The sequence below is a fragment of the Lentzea sp. NPDC006480 genome (assembly GCF_040611995.1).
Lineage (GTDB): Bacteria > Actinomycetota > Actinomycetes > Mycobacteriales > Pseudonocardiaceae > Lentzea.
The window spans coordinates 18,514-37,176 of sequence record NZ_JBEXPJ010000080.1 but is presented as its reverse complement, the minus strand read 5'-3'; the positions used below and the strand labels follow the sequence as shown (position 1 = coordinate 37,176).

Genomic DNA, 18,663 nt, shown 5'->3' with positions numbered 1-18,663 from the left:
GCTTAGAAGGGTGGCGGGTCGCCGAGTACCGGTTCTGGTTCGCGGGTGTAGGTCTTCCCGGCCGGGCTGGTGAAGGTGAACCGGCCTGGATCTCGGCCTCGAAGAACTCGTCACCCTCACACGCGATCGCATAATCCGCCAGGACATGCAGACGCTGCGCCTGATGATAGGAAATCTGCTTCTCGTGATAATCGAGAGCATCGAGAACCTCGACGGCCTACGGACCGAACGACAATCGCGCGCAAATGGACCACGCCCCGCAACCTGCGCAAATCGCAAGGCCTACGTCGAGAACGGTGAAGCTGCCCCCTCTGCCCGTGTGCGACCTCGACGAGCGGTAGCGGAAAGCGGCAGGGCGATTTCCTCCAGAGACTTGTTCTCCGCGTCGACTGCGAGGAACCGCGCCACCAAACCGCCGATGATCATGATCACCGCGCCGACCAGGTACCCGATGAACAAGCGGACGGGGTGGTCGCCGCTCCCGATCAACGCGCCGTAGATCACCGGGCCGAGCGCGCCGAAGCACTGCGCGATCGCGAAGAACACGCCGATCGCCTTCGCGCGCACCTCCAGCGGGAAGATCTCGCTGACCGTCAGGTAGGCCGCACTCGCGCCGGCCGAGGCGAAGAAGAAGATCACGCACCACGCGATGGTCTGGGTGATGGCGTTCAACGTGCCGGTGTAGAACAGCAGAGCGGTCACGCCGAGCAGAGCACCGGAGAGCACGTAGGTCCAGAAGAGCATGGCCCGCCGGCCGATCGTGTCGAACAGGTGCCCGATAGTGAAGGGGCCCACCAGGTTGCCGACCGCGAACGCGATCAGGTACAGCGGAGTGGACTCCGACGAGACGCCGTAGAACTTGCCCAGCACCAAGGTGTAGGTGAAGAAGATCGCGTTGTAGAGGAACGACTGCGTGATCATCAAGGTCGCGCCGAGCACCGCTCGGGACGGGTACTCGCGGAACAACACGCGGGCCAGGGCGAGATAACCGATCTGCTCGGCCGGCTTGACCTCGATCGCCTTCTGCTCGTCGACCGGCGGCAGTGTCCGGCCGGTCTCCTCGACCTCGTGCTCGATGCGGGCGATCGATTCCTCGGCCTCGTCGTTGCGGCCGTGCATGATCTGCCACCGCGGGCTTTCCGGCAGGTGCCTGCGCACGAAGAGGATCACCAGGCCCAGTACCGGGCCGATGAGGAACCCGAGCCGCCAGCCCAGCGACACGTCCACCTTGTTCAGCAGGATGAACGAGCCGAGCGTGCCGAGCACGGCGCCCGCCCAGTAGGTGCCGTTGACCGCGATGTCGACTCGACCCCGGAAGCGCGCGGGAATCAGTTCGTCGATCGCGGAGTTGATCGCCGCGTACTCGCCGCCGATGCCCATGCCGGCGATGAACCTGGTGAGGTAGAGGAAGATGAGCCAACCCGTGCCGTTGCCGAGGGTGAACGCGGTGAGGCCCGAGCCGATCAGGTAGACGGCCAGCGTCAGCATGAAGAGCTTGCGGCGGCCCAGGCGGTCGGAGAGATGACCGAAGTACAGGGCACCGACGACCTCGCCGATCAGGTAGACGGTGGCGATCAGGCCGACGGCGGTCGAGGAGAGGTGCAGCGTCTCCGGTTTGGTCAGCGTGTCGGCGATCGCGCTGGCGACGGTGATTTCGAGGCCGTCGAGGATCCAGGCCACGCCCAGCGCGATGACCATGCGAGTGTGGAACGGTGACCACGGCAGCCTGTCGATGCGTGCCGGAATCAGCGTGCGTACCCCAGTGTCCATTTGTCAGCCCCTCGCCGCGATGAGCGCCTGTGGTGCGCTCTGCTTGATCCGCGTCTTCAACCACGCGAGCAGCCGTGCGGTGTCCTGCTCGCACGAGCTCACGACGTCGAGAAGTTCCTTGTCGCGCAAGCCCTGTGCGGCTTGACCGGCGACGGTCCAGGTGATGTCGGTGAACGATGCCAGCGCGTAGAGGTCCTGCAGGTCGCGCAGCAGACCGACAGCACCGCTGCGAGTTTCCGAGAACTCGGCGGCGTGCAGGCGTTCCGGTTCCGACTCGCGGTGCTCGCCATACCTTTCGACGATCGGGCCGAGCTTCTCGACCTGGGCGTCGATGCGTTTCGACAGCACCTGACAGGTGTGCGCCACGTCCGGTTCGTCGCCGTGACCCTTCGCGACCTCGCGGAACGCGTCGGCGAGCGTCTGCAGCGAAGTGTGCAGCAGTCCCAGATAGGTCGCGAGATGCATCAGACCCTCCTGATCCGCACGGCGCTGATCTTGAACAGCGGTTGCTTCGACACCGGGTCCCACTCGGTCGTCGTCAGCTCGTTGGCCGCTTGGAAGCCGTAGTGGAACGGCAGGAACACCACGCCGTCGCGGCACCGTCCAATCCGGACCGGAACCTCGACGGACCCGCGTTCGGACTCGACTCGCACCACGTCCCCGTCGGTGAGACCGAGCGTGGCGGCATCGGCAGGAGAGATCTCGACCCACGGATCGGGCGCGGCCTTCTGCAGTTCGGGTGCGCGACGAGTCTTGGTGCGGGTGTGGAAGTGGTAGACCGAGCGGCCGGTCGTGCAGATGAACGGGTATTCGTCGCTCGGCTGTTCCGGAGCGGGCGTGTACTCGGCGGCCTTGAGGAAGGCGCGTCCGTCCGGTCGCCGGGCTTTGTAGTCGGTCGGCGTGGTCGACGCGCCGGTCAGCAGGTCGTGGCCGTAGTCCTCGCAATAGGAGGCGGCAGTCGGGAAGACGCCATCGGCGTAGAGCCGTTCCTTGCCACCCCAGGGAATTCCGCTGCCACCGCGCAGCCGGTCGTAGGAAAGCTCGGTGTAGTCGCAAGGACGGCCACGGCTGCACTCGCGCCACGCGTCGAACGCACCCTCGGGGTCCTTCCACGTGATCAGCGGATCGCCGTCGCGGTTGCGGAAACCCATGCGGGAGGCGTAGTCCAGGAAGATGTCGAGATCGCTGCGAGCCTCACCGGGTGGTTCGACGGCTTGTTCGGACAGGTGGACGACCCGGGAGAGATTGGTGAAGGTGCCTTGCTTCTCGCCCCACAACGCGGCGGGCAGCACGACGTCGGCCAGTTCGGTCGTCTCGGTGCGGAAAGCGTCCTGAGTGATGACGAACAGGTCGTCCTGGCGCAGGATGTCGCGGATGCGGGAGAGCTCCGGGAGAGACACTGCCGGGTTGGTCGCGGAGATCCACAGGAACTTGATCGAACCCTGCTCGGCGTAGCGCCAGATCTGCATCGCGTGCGTCGGCGGCGCCCAGTGCGGAATGGTCAGCGGATCGACGTTCCACAGCCGCGCGAGCTCCTGGACGTGCTCGGGGTTGTCCCAGTTGCGGAATCCGGGCAGGTCGCCGTCCGCACCGGCCTCGCGGGTGTTCTGCGCGGTCGGCTGACCGTTCATCTGCAGCACCCCGCTGCCCGGCTTGCCGATCAGGCCGCGCAGCAGGTGCAGGTTGTTGACCTGGCACGACGCGGCGGTCGCCTGGTGCGACTGGTAGAAGCCCTGCAGCACGGTCGAGAGCACGCGCTCGGACGTGCCGAAGATCTCGGCGGCACGGAGCAGCTCGACGGGGGAGATGCGGCAGATCGAGGCCACGTGCTCCGGCGTGTACGGCTCGACGGTCGCCTTCAGCTCGGCGAAACCCGAGGTGTGCTGGGAGAGGTACTCGTGGTCGAGCCAGTCGTGCTCGATCAGCGCGCGCACAGGCCGTTCAGCAACGCCTGGTTTGTGCCGGGCAACGGTGCGAGGTGCACGTCCGCGGCTTCGGCGGTCGGTGTGCGGCGCGGATCCACGACGACCAGCCGAGGCCGATCCGGCCCGGCGATCCGGTCGAGCACGCGTGCCCACATCACGGTCTGCGTGGCAGCCATGTTGTGCCCGAAGAGGAACAGCGCGTCGCACAGGTCGATGTCGGCGTGGCAGGCGGGCTGGCCGTCCGAGCCGAACGTCTCCTTGAGCGCAGCCGCGGCCGTCGCGGTGCACAGGCGGGTGTTGCCGTCCATGTGCGGCGTGCCGATGCCGGCTTTCCCGATGACACCGAGCGTGTAGTACTCCTCCAGGAACAGCTGCCCGCTCGTGTAGAAGCCGTGCGACAACGGGCCGACCTCGGCGAGCAGGTCCTGGGAGCGGCGCACGATCACGTCCATCGCGGTGTCCCAGTCGGTTTCGACCAGTTCACCGTCGCGGCGGATCAACGGTGTGGTGAGGCGATCCTTGTGATGTGCCTGCCACGAACCGTAAAGCCCCTTCGGGCCCATCCTGCCGTGGTTGACGATGTCCGACGCCCGCCCGCGAACACCTACGATCTGACCGTCCTTGACCGCGATGTCGCAACCGCACCCGTTGCTGCACAACACGCAGGCCGACTGGACCCATCGGTCCACATCGGACTCACCGATGCCGTCCGCCAGCCGCTGGTCGACCCGAATCGGCCAGTTGGTTCCACGTCCGTGCGGAGTGCGTGGTCCCCATACGTCGGCGATGCGATCCACGGAAAAGCAGTACCCGGCGCCGGACAAATGAAACTCAGTCGGTCAGAACCCGCCCGTAACGCCGGAGAACGCGCTCGCGCAAATCAGCGTCCGACCTGGGTACTGGCTGGATGAACACCTCGTCGACGTCGTGGAACAGCTCGCGCAGTTCGTTGTCGATGCGAATGCAGGCTTGTTCGACGTCGCCGGCCGAATATGTGTCGATGAAGTCGACTCGTGCACATACGAGCACTTTGTCCGTTCCGGTGAGCATTGTCTGGACGTCGACCAGATCGTCTACCTCCGGCTGCTTCTCGATGTGGTCCCAGACCGCCCGCACGAGTCGTTGGTCAGCCTGGCGCCCGATCAGCAGGCCCTTGCAGACGCGGCCCAGGAGCACCGCCACCACGGCGAGCAGCACGCCGATCAGGATGGACGCGATGCCGTCCCACACCGCGGATCCGGTCAGCTGGTGCAGTCCGACACCGGCGGCCGCGAGCACGATGCCGATCACGGCGGCGAGGTCCTCGGTGAACACGGCGCGCGGTGTCGGATCGTCGGTGCCGCGCAGTTCTCCGGCCATGGAGACGTCGTGCTCCTCGGCCTCCCGGCGGACCTGACGGGTCGCCTGCACGAGTGACGTGCCCTCCATGACGAACGCGATGGCCAGCACGACGTAGTTCACCCACGCGTAGGTGCTCTCCTCGTGCGGCGAGATGATCGTGTGCACGCCCTGGTACAGCGAGAACATCGCGCCGGAGATCAGGATCCCGAACGCGGCGAGCAACGACCAGAAGTAGCGCTCCTTGCCGTAACCGAACGGGTGCTGGGCGTCGGCGGGGCGTTCCGAGCGCTTGACGGCGGTGAGCAGCAGGAGCTGCGTCGACGTGTCGCCGACCGAGTGCGCGGCCTCGGACAGCAGGGCGCCGGAGCCTGACAACAGCCCGGCGACCAGCTTGAGGATCGCGACGCCGGTGTTCGCGAGCAGGGCGATGACCACGGTGAGCCTGCTGCCTTCCATGTGCTCCCGGCTACCCGTGCACCGACGGGGTGACACGTGGTCGCACACACAGCGAGAAACCCTGCTGACTCTGATTCCAAACCACCCGTTCTGGGTATGCAGGTCGGCATGAGTGGTGGCGATGAGCTGGACGACGACGCGCTGCACAACAGCGAGGCGCTGCCCACGAGCCGGCCGAACCCGATCGTGATCGCGGCCAGCGTCACGGCACGTGGTGGCCTGCTCTGGTTCCCTGTGGCCGGGCTGCTCGCGTTGGCAGGCAAGAAGAAGACCGCCAAACGCGCGCTTGCAGCCGCGGCGGTGGCGATGCCGATCGGCCACCTGGTCAGCCTGGTCGTGCACCGGCAGCGGCCGCCCGCCGCGAACATGCCCGCGCGGCAGGCACTTCCCGAACATCCCGACTCGTCGTCGTTCCCCTCCAAACACGCGGTGACGGCTGCCGCTTTCGGCGCCGCCACCGCGTTGGACGACCGCGAGGCCGCTGTGTTCGTGACGCCGCTGGTGCTCCTCGTCGCCTACAGCCGGCTGCGCACCCGCGTGCACTGGCCGACGGACGTGCTGGGAGGACTGCTGATCGGCGTGCTCGTGGCGCTGGCTCAGGCCGGGATCGGACGTTCCGCCAAGGCCAGGGCGACGGCGTGCAGGTTGGCGGCCATCGTGCGGCCGGTGTTCTCCGACCACTCGTGACCCTCGTCGGTGTCGGAGTAGCTCGGGCCCGGCCCCGGACCGCGGTTCCAGTACGTCCACGCCTGGCCGGGAATCGTGTAGCCGATGTCGCCCAGCCCGCCGGCGATCTCGCTGATCACGTGGTGCGCGCCGTCCTCGTTGCCGGTCACGACCACGCCCGCGACCCGGTTGTAGGCCACCGGCCGGTCCTCGGGGTCGGTCTCGGAGATCATCGCGTCCATCCGCTCCAGCGCCCGTTGCGCGAGCGAGGACGGCCTGCCGACCCAGGTCGGCGTCGCGAAGACCAGGATCTCGGCACCGAGAAGTGAGGCGTGGATGCGCGGCCACTCGTCGCCGGGGCCCTCATCGGTCGAGACACCGGGCGGGATGTGGTGGTCCGCGAGCCGGTAGGTGGTGACCTCGACGTCCTTTTTGGTCAGTTCGTCGACGACCACCTGGGCGAGCAGGTCGGTGTTGGACTGGTCCGGCGACTTCTTGAGGGTGCAGTTGAGCACCACGGCGTGCAGACGTGCGTTCATGACACGCGAGTACCCACCGCAGTGGCGGGCATGCGGAGCGCGAAGTGGTTCAGCGTCGCGGGCAGCGGCTCGGTGAGCTTCGGAAAGGTCAGGTGCTTGCTCAACGTGTCCAGCATCGCGCCCGCGGTGGCCAGCACGAGGTCACGACCAGGGCATTCACCAGGTCCGGCGCTGAACGGGACGATCGCCGGGTCGCGCGGCTGGTCCCAGATCTCCGGGGCGTAGCGGTCGGCGAACGGCAGCCGGTCCGGGTCGCGGTGGAAGAACGGCGTGAACACCACGAACTCGGTGCCCTCCGGCAACCACGTGCCGTGCCAGCGGGTCGCGATCGTGCTCTCGCGCAGGATCACCGGCGTCGTCGGCCACAACCGAGCGGACTCCAGGATGCCGTGCGCGCCGCGCGCGCCGATGGCCAGCGCCCGCATGGTCACGATGCCGGCCGCGTCGAACGCGAACAGCCAGTGCGGCACCTGGTCGGGCAACGCGGGGCGGTACGACGCGAGCCTGTGCTCGAAACGTTCGCGCAGACCACGCTCACGTGGCCGGAGGTACGCCCAGTTCGCGTGCCGGCGCAACGCCTTGAGGTCGTCGGTGAGCTGAGTGTCCTCGCGGGCACGGTCGCCGAGCACGATCCGGCGCACGATCCGCCACCACGCCTGGGCGAACGAGTCCCAGGTCAGCTCGCCGGTGCTCATCACGTGCCTGGTCAGCAGGTCGGCCTCGTCGCGCACGATCGGCTCGACGTCGAAGTTCTCGGGTCGCAGCGCGCGTTCGTTGAGCTCCCGGAGACGTTCCCGGTCCGCACCCTCCGAGATGAGCACGCCGTGCGGCTGGAAGTGGCTGAGGGCGGCCTTCTTCTCCTTGGTGGCCAACGCGAACGGCTCGGGTGACTGGGTGAGCAACCGGCCGACGTCGGTGGGGTCGACCAGCATCGCGACACTGCGCCCGGTGATGCGCAGCCGCACCGGCTCGTGGCCGTACTTGTCGCGCAGGTGCCGCATCGTGCCGATCGCGGTGGCGTCGGACTGCAGCTTCTCGGCGAGTGCCAGGACGCCCGGCCTGCGGACGATGACGCCTTTGGCCAGGGTGGGCAGCAGCACGGTCGCCAGCACTCGGGTGGTGTCGAGTCGAGAAGAGATCGCCATGCTTTCCGGCTACCCGGTCACCCGGGTGTGAATCGTCCTGACCGGGGGTATTCGCGGGTCAGCTCGAACCAGGAGGTCGTGATGCCAGCGGGATCGAACGCGAAACGTGAACGCCAGTACGAACACATCAAGGACTCCGCCCGCAGCCGTGGCGCCTCGTCCAAACGCGCCAAGGAGATCGCCGCGCGCACGGTGAACAAGAACCGCGCCCAGGCAGGCGAGTCCAAGACGGCGAGCAAGTCGTCCACGCAGGACATGTCGCCGCAGAAGCGCGGCGGACAGCGCTCGCACAGCGGTGCGCAGGGTCCGACGAAGGAGCAGCTCTACAACGAGGCCAAGAAGAAGAACATCAAGGGCCGCTCCACGATGACGAAGAAGGAGCTCGCCAACGCACTCGGACGCTGACGTGCCAGGTGATGTCGCCGAGGACAAGACTTCGATGCTGACGATTCTCACCACCGAGCACAACACGCTGCAGATGGTCCGCACGGCGACGATCACGGACGCGTCGAGCCGCGCGGGCCACCTGCTGACCACGATCTCCGCGTCGATGATCGCACTCGGGTTCGTGGCCCAGGTGGTGCCGCTGAAGGTGTTGCTGACGTTGATGCTCGTGCTCTTCTCCGGGCTGTTCGCGATCGGCCTCGCCACCCTGTTCCGCACGGTGGAGCTGACGATCGAGGACGTGCAGGCGGGCCTGGGCATCAACCGGATCCGGCACATCTACGGCGACCTCGAACCGTGCACACGCGAAGCGTTCGTCCGGCAGGTCCACGACGAAACCGCGTCCGTGGAAGCGGATGCCGGCCAGACCGGCTGGCGCAAGGCGAGGCGCCCGAGGCTGATCGGCACCGCGCTCGGCGTGTCCGGGTTGGTGAACCTGGTCAACGGACTCGTCGCCGGAGCCATCGCCGGTGCGGCGTCGGGGTTGCTCAACGCCAGCTTGGCCTGGGCGATCGCCATCGGTGTGGTCGTCGCCGTCGCGGTGATCGCCGCGTTCGGCGTGGCACTGGGAAAGATCGGACGACGCGGCGTCGCCCCGATCAGCACTCGTTATCCGAAGAATCACTAGGAGGACCGCCGTGCAGTACGACGTCGTCGACCTGATCATGCAGGACCACCGCGAGGTGGAGCGTCTGTGGGACGAGCTGAAGAACCACCCGGAGAAACGACCGCTGCTCACCCCGGTCATGTGCGGGCTGCTCGTCGCCCACAGCCGGGCCGAGGAGGCCGAGGTCTACCCGGTCGCCATCAAGGAGGCGGGCGAGTCGGACGAGGTCGAGCACAGCCAGGAGGAGCACGCCGAAGCCGAGCAGCTGCTCGCGAAGCTGCTCGACTGCGACTGGGACTCCCCGCAGTACGACGAGGCGCTGAAGAAGGTCGTCGACGCCGTCTCCCACCACGTGGAGGAAGAGGAGAAGACGGTCCTTCCCGGCATGCGCACGCGGCTCAGCGCGGAACGCCGCTACCAGCTCGGCGAGCGGTTCGCGAGCAGCCGGGCCGAGCACCTCGGCGAGCTGCCCGGCCAGGCCACTCGCGAGGAGCTCCTGACGCAGGCCCGCAACCTGGGCCTCTCCAACGCCTCCACGATGAGCAAGGAGCAGCTCAAGCGCGAACTGCAGAAGGCCGCCTCGAAGTAGTGGTCAGGGCACGTCGAGCTTGAAGGGGTCGTGCTCGGTGAGGAGCTTGTCCAGCCGGGCTCTGTCCACCCGGCTGGTGATGGCGGTGTCCTCCTGGCGATCCCTGATCACCTTGGACAGCGTGAACGCCGAGGTGATCGCGTAGAGCATCGCGATGCCCAGGAACGCGCGCACCCAGCCGTCAACGGGCAGGAACACGACTCCGATGCCGACGGCGATGAGCGAGAGCCCGAACGAGAGGACCGCCTGCAGGTAGAACGCGCCGGTGGTCGCGGTGCGCGCGGGCGTGGAAGAAGTCATGATCCCGAGAGTCCTGGCTCACACCCGGACTGTCATGAGTACCTCTACTCATGTCGGGGTCCGAAGTTGCGGGACGACGGCACCAGCGCGGCGAGCGCGGGCGCGGCGAAGCAGACCACCGCGCACCCGATCAGCACCGCGCTGGTGCCGAACTCCGTGATGGCGGGGGCGATGAGCGCCAGGCCGATGGGCGCCAGGCCGTACGACAGCAGGAAGTCCAAAGAGGACACCCGCGCGAGCTTCGACGGCTCGACCTCGCGCTGGGTCGCGGTGAACCACGGCACGTTGAACAGGTCGATGCCGAGCCCGGCGACCGCGTAGACGGCGATCACGACGAACGGGTGCACCGGCAGCAGCAAGGCGAGCGGCGCGAACCCGTACAGCGCCAGGCCGAACAGCCCGGTCCACCCGGCGGCGCGTGGTCGCCACCGAGCCATCAGCACCGCGCCTGCCAGCGCGCCGAGCGTGTAGGCGGTGAGAGCGCCCGCCAGCACGGCTTCCGTGCCGTAGCGGTCGCGGCTGACCAGGGGGAGCACCACGCCGGTCGCCGAGTAGCCGGTCGCGATCACGGCCGAGAGTGCGCCCAGTCCCGCCAGGAACCACGGATGCCGGCGAGCCTCGCGCACGCCGTCCAGGAACTCCGTCACGAACCCCGTACTGCGTTGCGCTGCTGCGCTTCCGGAAGCCGCCGGGACCCCCACGAGCCCTGTATCGCTCGATGCCGGGCCCGTTCCCGTGCCGGCCGGGGGCACCAGCGCCGCCACGAGCCACAGCGCGCCGATTCCCAGCAGCAGTCCCTGCGTGTTCACCACGAGGGCCAGCAGCGCGGTCAGACCCGGCGCCACCAGCGTCGTCACCCGGATCGACATGGTCATCGCCGCGTTCGCCTGCTGGCGTTGATCCGGTTCGACGACCTCGGCGGTCAGCGCGGAGAACGCCGGTCGGCACGCGCCCTGGCCCGCGCCCATCGCCGCGGCCGCGAGGGCCGCCAGCACCAACGAGTTGCCCAGAAAGGCAGTCAGGACCGGTGCGGCGATCGCGGACGTGAGGCCCGAGTACAGGACGACCTGGCGGCGGGCGTAGCGGTCGGCCAGCACGCCGCTGATCGGCACCGCGGCGAGGAAACCGGTGGTGCGCGCGGCGAGCAGGACGCCGAGCTCGATGGCGGTCAGCGAGCGCGAGAGCACCGCCAGGCCCAGCACGAACGGCAGGGCCCAGGTCGCGATGCCCGACGCCGTGGTCGCGGTCCAGAGGCGGAGGAACTGGGTGCTGCGCAGGACCGGGGGGCTGCTGCGCGCTGTGTCGTGGACCACGCACTTGACCTTTCGCGAGGCTTGATTTGAAAATGATTGTCGTTACAGTAACCGAGTCCGCTCGACCGCTTCACCGGAGGTTCCGATGTCTCACCCCGCCCGGCTCGGCCTGGCGCTGGTCGCGGTGCTCACCGCGAGCTGCGCCACCCCGGGAGGTGCCGAAGCACCCAAGGCTGCTCAGGTGCAGGTGGACAGCTGCGGCAAGCAGCTGACGTTCACCGGCACGCCGCAGCGGGCGGTGGCGCTGGATCAGAACTCCACGGAGACGTTGCTCGCGCTGGGACTTCAGGACCGCATGGCCGGTACCGCGAACGTCAAGACCAAGGTGTCGCCCAAATACGCCGACGCCTACGCCCGGATCCCGGTGCTCTCGCCGAAGATCCTCACGTCGGAACCGTTGCGTGCAGCCAATCCGGATGTCGTGGTGTCGTCGTTCAAGGAGCTGTTCACCGCTGACCGCGCGGGAACGCGGGACGAGCTGGAAACCCTTGGTGTGCCGACGTTCGTGAGCGCGGTGAACTGCCCGGACGGGACGACGCCGCCGTTCGAGCGGCTGTTCCGCGACTACGAGAACCTCGGCAGGATCTTCGGGACGGCCGAACGGGCGAACCAGCTCGCTGCCGACCAGCGCGCGGCAGTCGCCGAAGTCCAAGCGGTGAAACGGGATCCGGTGAAGGTCGTGTGGATCTACTCGGTCTTCAAGGGGGTTCCGTACGTAGCCGGTCGCGACGGCATGCCCAGCCAGATGAGCAGGATCGCCGGTGCCACCAACATCTTCGACGACCTGAGCCAGGAGTGGCCGGAGGCGTCGTGGGAGGAGATCGCCCGCCGCGACCCCGATGTCGTCGTGATCGGTGATTTGTCCGAACGCGGCAATCCCGGCGACAAGGCGAGCGAGAAGCTCGCGATGATGCGCGAACATCCCGTCGTGTCGCAGCTGAAGGCGGTGCGGGACAACAAGGTGATCGAGCTGCCCGGCATCGAGATGGACCCTTCCGTGCGCACGGTGGACGCGTTGCGGGCGTTCGGCGCCGGGCTCGACAAGATCGCCGGCCGTGGCTGAGGCCGCGGTCCTGGATCCCGCCGTCTCCGTGACTCCCGTTCGACGCGACAAGGGCGTGCTCCTGACGGTTTTGAGTCTCCCTGCCCTTTGGATCACCGTCCTGATGGTCTCGCTGGTGCTCGCCGTCGGCATAGGAGTGGCCGCGAGTTGGCCAGAGATTGGCCGGTCCTTGGGCTCGCACGTCGGGCTGCCGATCGTGCCGCTGCCACGCCTGCTCGACTCGCTGATCTGGGATCTGAGGCTGCCGCGGGTGCTGCTCGCGGCCCTGGTCGGCGCGGCGCTGGCGGTGTGCGGGGCCGCGTTGCAGAGCGTCACGCGCAACTCGCTCGCCGATCCTTACCTGCTCGGCGTCTCGTCAGGTGCCTCGACCGGCGCGGTCGTCGTGGTGGTGCTCGGGTTCGCGGGCTCGCAGCTCGGGGTGACCGGCGGTGCGCTGATCGGCGCGCTGGTGTCGTTCGGGCTGCTGATGCTGCTGCTGAGGCGAACCGGGCTCGACTCCGTGCGGGTGGTGCTCACCGGTGTGGTCGTGGGGCAGCTGTTCGCGGCTTTGACCTCGTTGATCCTGCTGTCGTCGGGTGACGCCGACAGCATTCGCGCGATCACGAACTGGCTGCTGGGGTCACTCGCGTCGGCGCGGTGGACATCGGTCGCGGTGTGCTCGGTGGTCCTCGCGGCCGGGCTGCTCGTCGTGTGGTTGTGCTCGTCCGCACTGGACGGGTTCGCGTTCGGGGCCGACACCGCGTCGTCGCTCGGCATCGACGTTCGTGCCACTCGGGCGGTGTTGCTGGTGACCACGTCGGTGCTGACCGCCGTCGCGGTGGCCGCTGTGGGCGCTGTCGGGTTCGTCGGGCTGATCGTGCCGCACGGGGTCCGGTTCCTGGTGGGGCCGTTGCACCGCAGGTTGTTGCCGCTGTCGGCGGTGGCCGGCGCGGTGTTCCTGGTCTGGACGGACGCGTTGACCCGCGTGATCTTCGCGCCGCTGGAGGTACCGGTCGGGGTGTTCACCGCGCTGCTCGGCGTGCCGCTCTTCCTGCTGGTGCTGCGCAGGAGGGGAGAGCTGTGAGGATCGCTGTTGATCAGCTGACCTGGGGCGTGCCGGGCAAGGCCATCGTTCGGGACGTGAGCTTGCAGGTCTCCGACGGCGAGACGGTCGGGCTGATCGGGCCGAACGGTTCCGGCAAGTCGTCGCTGCTGCGGTGTGTTGCGGGCCTTCGGACGTTGACCGCCGGCGCCGTTCGCTATGACGGCGTGGACACCGCGTCGTGGCCTGCTCGGGAGCGGGCGCGGAAGCTGGCGTTCGTCGAGCAGACCGCGGACACGGACAGCGACCTGCGGGTGGCCGATGTCGTGATGCTCGGCCGCACCGCGCACCGGTCGCGGTGGCGTGGTCCGGATGCCGCCGACCACGAGATCGTCGCGGAAGCACTGAGCCGGCTTGATCTGAGCGTGTTGGCGGACCGGCCGTGGAAGCAGCTGTCCGGCGGTGAACGGCAACGCACCCATCTGGCGCGTGCGCTGGCGCAGCAGACTTCGGGCCTGCTGCTGGACGAGCCCACCAACCATCTGGACGTGCGTCATCAGCTCGACCTGATGGAGCTGGTGAGCCGTACGCCGCAGACCGTCGTGGTGGCGCTGCACGACCTCGCGCTGGCCGCCCGCTACTGCGACCGGCTGGTCCTGATGCATCGCGGGACCGTCGTCGCCGACGGTTCCGCGGATGAAGTGCTCACCGCGCCGTTGCTGCGCGAGGTGTTCGACGTGGACGCCGAGATCGGCCGCGACAGCCTCGGTCATCTGGCCGTCGGTTATCGCTGACAAGGGGGAAACAAATGACCACAGTGGACGATCTGACAACTGAGGTGCTGGCCGGGAAACACGGCCCCGACCCCGCGGAAGTGCCTGCCACGAGCGTGTTCTGGGTGAATCACGGTACGCGGCTGGCCGGAAGTGATGTCACCTATCGCAACCAGTACGTGCTGGCTCGCGTCGGGCGGGCGTTCGGGGCGTGCGCGTTCGCGGAAGGCGAGGCCGATCCGGCGGTGTGCGCGAACTACTCCGGAGCTCCCGTCGCCCGACTGCTGACCGAGGCCCCGGCGCCGGTGCGAATTGCCGCGCTCGACGCCTACCTGGGCAGCGTCCGTCCACACGAGACCGCCGAACGCGTCGTGCTTCCTGCGGGAACACCAGAGGAGCGCGCGGCGGCACGGGACGCGGCCGTGGCGGGGTTGCTCGACGTCGAGCCCGGCGCCAAGGTCGCGTTGATCGGCGTGGTGAACCCGCTGGTGGCGGCCATCCGCGAGCGTGGCGCCGAGTGCCTGCCGTGCGACCTGTCGTTGCGCACCACCCAGTGGGGCGACCCGGTGACGCCGGACATGCGGGACGTGCTCGAAGTGGCCGACGCGGTGGTGGCGACCGGCATGACGATCGGCAACGGCACGTTCGACGAGATCCTGCGCACCTGCCGCGAGCGGGACGTCCCGCTGGTCGTCTACGCCCAGACCGCGAGCGCCGTCGCCCGCCACTTCCTCGGCGCCGGAGTCACCGCGCTGTCCGCGGAACCGTTCCCGTTCTCGCAGTTCAGCGCCGACGACACCGCCCTGTTCCGCTACCGGACATGAGAGAAGCCGTGCATCACCACATCGCTGACGCGCTCAGTCGTCCCGCCCTGGTACGCCTCGACTCCCGCACCCTCTGCCTGCGCTTCGAGACGATGAAGGTCGCCTCGGCCCTCGAAGCGGTTCGACACCTCCTCGAATGCGGCACGATCGAGCAGGGGGACACGCTGGTCGACAGCTCCAGCGGCATCTACGCCCACGCCCTGGCGCTCGCGTGCCACCGCTACGGCCTGCACTGCCACATCATCGCGTCCACGACCGTCGACAAGACACTGCGCACGCAGCTGGAGATCCTCGGCGCGACCGTCGAACCGATGCCCGCGTCGGCGAGCCTCAAGCTCGACCAGAGCCGCCGGGTCGAACGGGTGCGGGAGATCCTGCGCGACCGCCCGAGGTACCACTGGATGCGGCAGTACCACGACGACGTCCACTACCGCGGCTACCGGCCGATCGCCGACCTCGTGCGCCAACACGTCGACTGCTCACGGCTTTCGGTCGTCGGCGGGGTCGGCACGGGTGCCTCGACGGGTGCGCTGACCACCTACCTGCGCGAGTCCGACCCGAGTGTGGAACTCGTTGGCGTGCAACCGTTCGACAGCGTCACGTTCGGCAGTGAGCACGTGCACGATCCGGAGATCATCATCGCCGGGATCGGGAGCTCGATCCCGTTCGGCAACGTCGACCACACGCTCTACGACACCGTGCACTGGTTCGGGTTCGACGCGGCGCTGGCGGGCAGCGTGGCGTTGCTCCGCGACCACGCGATCTTCGCCGGCCTCTCGGCCGGCGCGGCTTATCTGGCGGCGACGTGGGAGCAGCGGCTCGATCCGGACCGGCACGTCGTGGTGCTGGCCCCGGACACCGGGCACCGGTACGTCGACGCGGCCTACTCCCGGCACGCTGAGGTATCGCCGGCGGCGGAGCTGCGCCCGTTGCAGATCAAGAAGCTGGCAGATATGGATCTGCCCTGGTCGCGCATGCACTGGGACCGTGCGGGAGCACCACCGAACGCGGCCGTCGAAGCGATTCGAGCGGCGTCGTGACTGTCGCGATGTCGTAACCGATCGGCCGTTCGTGCGATAACCAGGCATGGACGGGTTCGTCGCGGTTCTCGGCGCGACCGGGCGGCAGGGTGGTGCGGTCGCCCGGCACTTGCTCGCGGACGGTCGGCGGGTCCGGGCGCTGACCCGTGACCCGTCCTCCGCCAAGGCTCGACGCCTGGCCGAAGCGGGTGCCGAGGTGATGCGCGCGGACATGAGCGACGTGACCACGTTGCGGACCGCGTTCGCCGGGGCACATGGCGTGTTCAGCGTGCAGAACCCGATGATCTGCGGCCTGGACGAGGAGGTCGTGCAGGGCAGGAACGTGGGCGACGCGGCGGCCGACGCGGGGGTGCGGCACGTCGTTTACGGGTCGGCCGGCATCGACCGCGCGGGCACCGGCGTCAGGTCGTGGGAGTCCAAAGTGGTCATCAAGGCCCATCTGCTGCGGCTGGGCCTGCCGTTGACCGTGTTGCGGCCGATGGCGCTGATGGAACTGATGACCGACAAGGACTTCTACCCGCCGGTGTCGATGTGGCACCTGATGCCGAAGCTGATCGGTGGCGACCGCCCGTTGCTGTGGCTGTGCTCCGACGACTTCGGCGCGGTCGCGGCACGGGCGTTCGCCGAGCCGGACAGGTTCGTCGGCGAGGATCTGCCGCTGGTGTCCGACGTGCTCAGCATCAACGGGTGCCGCGACCTCCACCGGGAGGCGTTCGGGCGGCCGCCACGGCGCTTCCCGATGCCGATCTGGTTGTTCGAGCGGTTCGTCGGCGACGACCTGGTCAGGATGTGGCGCTGGCTGCACGACAACCCGGTCGAGGCCGACCCGGCGGCCACGCGGGCGATCGTGCCGTCCGCGCGGTCCGTCCGCGACTGGCTCAGCTCTCGCGCTCGGTAGGCGCGAGCGCGTCCTCGGTCTGCTCGTCGGGCGGAGTGTGCTTGCCGCGTCGCACAAGGGAGAAGTGCGCCTCTTCGCGCATCCGCTCGACCATGTGCGGGTAGTGCAGCTCGAACGCCGGCCGCTCGGAGCGGATCCGCGGCAGCTCCAGGAAGTTGTGCCGCGGCGGCGGACAGGTCGTGGCCCACTCCAGCGAGTTCCCGTAGCCCCAGGGATCATCGCGCCCGGCCGGTTCGCCGTGCCGGTAGCTGCGCAGGATGTTGTAGAGGAACGGCAGCACGGACGCGCCCAGGACGAAAGCGCTGATCGACGAGATCATGTTGAGCGTGGTGAACCCGTCGGTGGGCAGGTAGTCGGCGTAGCGGCGCGGGAAGCCCATGTTGCCGAGCCAGTGCTGCACCAGGAACGTGCCGTGGAAGCCCAGGAACGTGGTCCAGAAGTGCAGCTTGCCCAGAGGTTCGTCGAGCATCCGGCCGGTCATCTTGGGGAACCAGAAGTAGATGCCCGCGTAGGTGGCGAACACGATGGTGCCGAACAGGACGTAGTGGAAGTGCGCGACGACGAAGTACGTGTCGGTGACGTGGAAGTCGAGCGGCGGTGAAGCCAGGATGATCCCGGTCAGGCCGCCGAGCAGGAAGGTCACCAGGAAGCCGACGGCGAACAGCATCGGCGACTCGAACGACAGCTGGCCGCGCCACATCGTGCCGGCCCAGTTGAAGAACTTGATCCCGGTCGGCACCGCGATCAGGAACGTCGTCAGCGAGAAGAACGGCAGCAGCACCGCTCCGGTCGCGAACATGTGGTGCGCCCACACCACGACCGACAGCATGGCGATCGCGAACGTCGCGAACACCAGGCCCTTGTAGCCGAACAGCGGTTTGCGGCTGAACACCGGCAGGATCTCGGTGATGATCCCGAAGAACGGCAGCGCCACGATGTAGACCTCGGGATGGCCGAAGAACCAGAACAGGTGCTGCCACAGGATCGCGCCACCGTTGGCCGGGTCGAACACGTGCGCGCCCAGATGCCGGTCCGCGGCGAGGCCCAGCAAGGCGGCCGTGAGGATCGGGAACGCCAGCAGGATCAGCACGGACGTGACCAGGATGTTCCAGGTGAAGATCGGCATCCGGAACATGGTCATGCCGGGCGCTCGCAGGCACACGACCGTGGTGGTCATGTTGACCGCGCCCAGGATCGTGCCCAGGCCGCTGACCACCAGCCCCGTGATCCACAGGTCCGGGCCGACTCCGGGAGCGTGCGCGGCGCTGGACAACGGGGTGTAGCCGGTCCAGCCGAAGTCCGCCGCCCCGCCCGGCGTCACGAAGCTGCTCATGACGATCAGGCCGCCGAACAGGAACAGCCAGTACGAGAAGGCGTTCAGTCGCGGGAACGCGACGTCCGGTGAGCCGATCTGCAGCGGCAGGACGTAGTTCGCGAACCCGAACAGGATCGGGGTGGCGTAGAGCAGCAGCATGATCGTGCCGTGCATGGTGAAGAGCTGGTTGTACTGCTCGTCCGAGAGGAACTGCAGGCCTGGGCGCGCTAGTTCGGCGCGCAGCAGCAGCGCCATCACGCCGCCCGCCATGAAGAACAGGAACGACGTGACCAGGTAGAGGATCCCGATCTGCTTGGGGTCCGTGGTGCGCAGGAGAGCGAGGAACACCGCGCCTTTGGGGCGTCGGCGCGCGACGCCCGGATACGGCACCACCGGGGTGGGCCTGAGCGCGGTCACAACAGCACCACAGCGAGCCCGACGAGGAGCGCGCCGACGAGAGCGGGCAGGAGCCAGTGCCGGCGCCCGCGCGGCCCGTCGCTCAGCGCGCGGGCCAGGTCCGGTTCGGCCGCGGCGAATCGGCGTTCGATCTCCAGCAGCCGCTGTTGTTCCTCACGACTGAGCACGCGCGCGGAATACCCCTGGGCCCACCTCTCAAACGGTGTACGGGGCTAGC

Annotated in this window: 19 protein-coding genes and 1 pseudogene; 10 read left to right on the top strand and 10 right to left on the bottom strand. The window is 68.2% G+C overall.

Annotated elements, in window-relative coordinates; genetic code table 11:
* Positions 1-282: 282 nt before the first annotated feature.
* The 4 genes and pseudogenes from ABZX92_RS27540 to ABZX92_RS27525 form a co-directional block, all read right to left on the bottom strand.
* Complete coding sequence (locus ABZX92_RS27540) at positions 283-1,770, bottom strand: MFS transporter (protein WP_355565235.1); 1,488 nt, start codon at positions 1,768-1,770, stop codon at positions 283-285.
* Positions 1,771-1,773: 3 nt separating this feature from the next.
* A complete protein-coding gene (locus ABZX92_RS27535) occupies positions 1,774-2,235 on the bottom strand; it encodes a hypothetical protein (protein WP_355565232.1) in 462 nt (153 codons plus the stop codon).
* Positions 2,235-4,492, bottom strand: a pseudogene (locus tag ABZX92_RS27530) (nitrate reductase). Before ABZX92_RS27530 ends, ABZX92_RS27535 begins: the two are co-directional and overlap by 1 nt.
* Positions 4,493-4,526: 34 nt before the next feature.
* Positions 4,527-5,492 carry a cation diffusion facilitator family transporter gene (locus tag ABZX92_RS27525; protein ID WP_355565229.1) on the bottom strand — a complete coding sequence of 322 codons (966 nt, stop codon included), beginning with the start codon at positions 5,490-5,492 and terminating at the stop codon, positions 4,527-4,529.
* Between the two features lie 108 nt (positions 5,493-5,600).
* On the opposite strand from ABZX92_RS27525, the gene ABZX92_RS27520 reads away from it, so the two are divergent.
* On the top strand, positions 5,601-6,179 hold the full coding sequence (locus ABZX92_RS27520) for a phosphatase PAP2 family protein (RefSeq protein WP_355565226.1): 579 nt from the start codon (positions 5,601-5,603) through the stop codon (positions 6,177-6,179).
* Here the strand turns inward: ABZX92_RS27520 and ABZX92_RS27515 are convergent.
* Together ABZX92_RS27515 and ABZX92_RS27510 are read right to left on the bottom strand one after the other, a co-directional pair.
* The gene (locus ABZX92_RS27515) at positions 6,089-6,697 is read right to left on the bottom strand and encodes an NAD(P)H-dependent oxidoreductase (RefSeq protein ID WP_355565223.1); all 609 of its coding nucleotides are present in this window, start codon (positions 6,695-6,697) and stop codon (positions 6,089-6,091) included. The two genes, ABZX92_RS27520 and ABZX92_RS27515, sit on opposite strands and share 91 nt — an antisense overlap.
* Positions 6,694-7,842, bottom strand: coding sequence for a cytochrome P450 (locus ABZX92_RS27510; protein ID WP_355565220.1), 1,149 nt, complete (start codon positions 7,840-7,842; stop codon positions 6,694-6,696). Before ABZX92_RS27510 ends, ABZX92_RS27515 begins: the two co-directional genes overlap by 4 nt.
* A gap of 81 nt (positions 7,843-7,923) precedes the next feature.
* On the opposite strand from ABZX92_RS27510, the gene ABZX92_RS27505 reads away from it, so the two are divergent.
* From ABZX92_RS27505 to ABZX92_RS27495, 3 genes are read left to right on the top strand one after another with little or no spacing between them, the layout of a single operon-like run.
* Positions 7,924-8,247 carry a plasmid stabilization protein gene (locus ABZX92_RS27505; protein WP_355565217.1) on the top strand — a complete coding sequence of 108 codons (324 nt, stop codon included), beginning with the start codon at positions 7,924-7,926 and terminating at the stop codon, positions 8,245-8,247.
* A gap of 1 nt (position 8,248) precedes the next feature.
* Positions 8,249-8,914, top strand: coding sequence for a hypothetical protein (locus tag ABZX92_RS27500; protein ID WP_355565214.1), 666 nt, complete (start codon positions 8,249-8,251; stop codon positions 8,912-8,914).
* A gap of 10 nt (positions 8,915-8,924) precedes the next feature.
* A complete protein-coding gene (locus ABZX92_RS27495) occupies positions 8,925-9,482 on the top strand; it encodes a hemerythrin domain-containing protein (RefSeq protein ID WP_355565212.1) in 558 nt (185 codons plus the stop codon).
* Between the two features lie 3 nt (positions 9,483-9,485).
* Here the strand turns inward: ABZX92_RS27495 and ABZX92_RS27490 are convergent, their stop codons facing one another.
* Complete coding sequence (locus tag ABZX92_RS27490; RefSeq protein ID WP_355565210.1) at positions 9,486-9,782, bottom strand: YiaA/YiaB family inner membrane protein; 297 nt, start codon at positions 9,780-9,782, stop codon at positions 9,486-9,488.
* Between the two features lie 44 nt (positions 9,783-9,826).
* A complete protein-coding gene (locus tag ABZX92_RS27485) occupies positions 9,827-11,095 on the bottom strand; it encodes an MFS transporter (RefSeq protein WP_355565207.1) in 1,269 nt (422 codons plus the stop codon).
* A gap of 85 nt (positions 11,096-11,180) precedes the next feature.
* On the opposite strand from ABZX92_RS27485, the gene ABZX92_RS27480 reads away from it, so the two are divergent.
* Genes ABZX92_RS27480 through ABZX92_RS27455 form a run of 6 tightly spaced genes read left to right on the top strand, consistent with a single transcriptional unit; the run spans position 11,181 to position 16,714 of the window.
* Positions 11,181-12,158 carry an ABC transporter substrate-binding protein gene (locus ABZX92_RS27480; RefSeq protein ID WP_355565204.1) on the top strand — a complete coding sequence of 326 codons (978 nt, stop codon included), beginning with the start codon at positions 11,181-11,183 and terminating at the stop codon, positions 12,156-12,158.
* Positions 12,151-13,221, top strand: coding sequence for an iron chelate uptake ABC transporter family permease subunit (locus ABZX92_RS27475; protein ID WP_355565201.1), 1,071 nt, complete (start codon positions 12,151-12,153; stop codon positions 13,219-13,221). The genes ABZX92_RS27480 and ABZX92_RS27475 overlap by 8 nt, the downstream gene beginning before the upstream one ends.
* The gene (locus tag ABZX92_RS27470; RefSeq protein WP_355565198.1) at positions 13,218-13,973 is read left to right on the top strand and encodes an ABC transporter ATP-binding protein; all 756 of its coding nucleotides are present in this window, start codon (positions 13,218-13,220) and stop codon (positions 13,971-13,973) included. The genes ABZX92_RS27475 and ABZX92_RS27470 overlap by 4 nt, the downstream gene beginning before the upstream one ends.
* A 14-nt stretch (positions 13,974-13,987) precedes the next feature.
* Entirely contained in the window at positions 13,988-14,776 is a 789-nt protein-coding gene (locus tag ABZX92_RS27465; RefSeq protein ID WP_355565195.1) for a DUF364 domain-containing protein, read from the top strand.
* The gene (locus tag ABZX92_RS27460) at positions 14,773-15,816 is read left to right on the top strand and encodes a pyridoxal-phosphate dependent enzyme (protein ID WP_355565193.1); all 1,044 of its coding nucleotides are present in this window, start codon (positions 14,773-14,775) and stop codon (positions 15,814-15,816) included. Before ABZX92_RS27465 ends, ABZX92_RS27460 begins: the two co-directional genes overlap by 4 nt.
* A 46-nt stretch (positions 15,817-15,862) precedes the next feature.
* Positions 15,863-16,714, top strand: coding sequence for an NmrA/HSCARG family protein (locus ABZX92_RS27455; protein ID WP_355565190.1), 852 nt, complete (start codon positions 15,863-15,865; stop codon positions 16,712-16,714).
* Here the strand turns inward: ABZX92_RS27455 and ctaD are convergent.
* Positions 16,695-18,446 (bottom strand): cytochrome c oxidase subunit I, encoded by a 1,752-nt coding sequence (ctaD, locus tag ABZX92_RS27450; protein WP_355565187.1) that lies wholly within the window; start codon positions 18,444-18,446, stop codon positions 16,695-16,697. The two genes, ABZX92_RS27455 and ctaD, sit on opposite strands and share 20 nt — an antisense overlap.
* Complete coding sequence (locus ABZX92_RS27445; RefSeq protein ID WP_355565184.1) at positions 18,443-18,613, bottom strand: DUF3040 domain-containing protein; 171 nt, start codon at positions 18,611-18,613, stop codon at positions 18,443-18,445. Before ABZX92_RS27445 ends, ctaD begins: the two co-directional genes overlap by 4 nt.
* Positions 18,614-18,663 lie beyond the last annotated feature (50 nt).

Bases quoted from the DNA above. Each gene is read 5' to 3' on its own strand.
- ABZX92_RS27465 (WP_355565195.1), top strand. From the start codon at position 13,988: ATGACCACAGTGGACGATCTGACAACTGAGGTGCTGGCCGGGAAACAC.
- ABZX92_RS27535 (WP_355565232.1), bottom strand. From the start codon at position 2,235: ATGCATCTCGCGACCTATCTGGGACTGCTGCACACTTCGCTGCAGACG.
- ABZX92_RS27455 (WP_355565190.1), top strand. From the start codon at position 15,863: ATGGACGGGTTCGTCGCGGTTCTCGGCGCGACCGGGCGGCAGGGTGGT.
- ABZX92_RS27525 (WP_355565229.1), bottom strand. From the start codon at position 5,492: ATGGAAGGCAGCAGGCTCACCGTGGTCATCGCCCTGCTCGCGAACACC.
- ABZX92_RS27480 (WP_355565204.1), top strand. From the start codon at position 11,181: ATGTCTCACCCCGCCCGGCTCGGCCTGGCGCTGGTCGCGGTGCTCACC.
- ABZX92_RS27510 (WP_355565220.1), bottom strand. From the start codon at position 7,842: ATGGCGATCTCTTCTCGACTCGACACCACCCGAGTGCTGGCGACCGTG.
- ABZX92_RS27540 (WP_355565235.1), bottom strand. From the start codon at position 1,770: ATGGACACTGGGGTACGCACGCTGATTCCGGCACGCATCGACAGGCTG.
- ABZX92_RS27460 (WP_355565193.1), top strand. From the start codon at position 14,773: ATGAGAGAAGCCGTGCATCACCACATCGCTGACGCGCTCAGTCGTCCC.
- ABZX92_RS27490 (WP_355565210.1), bottom strand. From the start codon at position 9,782: ATGACTTCTTCCACGCCCGCGCGCACCGCGACCACCGGCGCGTTCTAC.
- ABZX92_RS27515 (WP_355565223.1), bottom strand. From the start codon at position 6,697: ATGAACGCACGTCTGCACGCCGTGGTGCTCAACTGCACCCTCAAGAAG.
- ABZX92_RS27520 (WP_355565226.1), top strand. From the start codon at position 5,601: ATGAGTGGTGGCGATGAGCTGGACGACGACGCGCTGCACAACAGCGAG.
- ABZX92_RS27505 (WP_355565217.1), top strand. From the start codon at position 7,924: ATGCCAGCGGGATCGAACGCGAAACGTGAACGCCAGTACGAACACATC.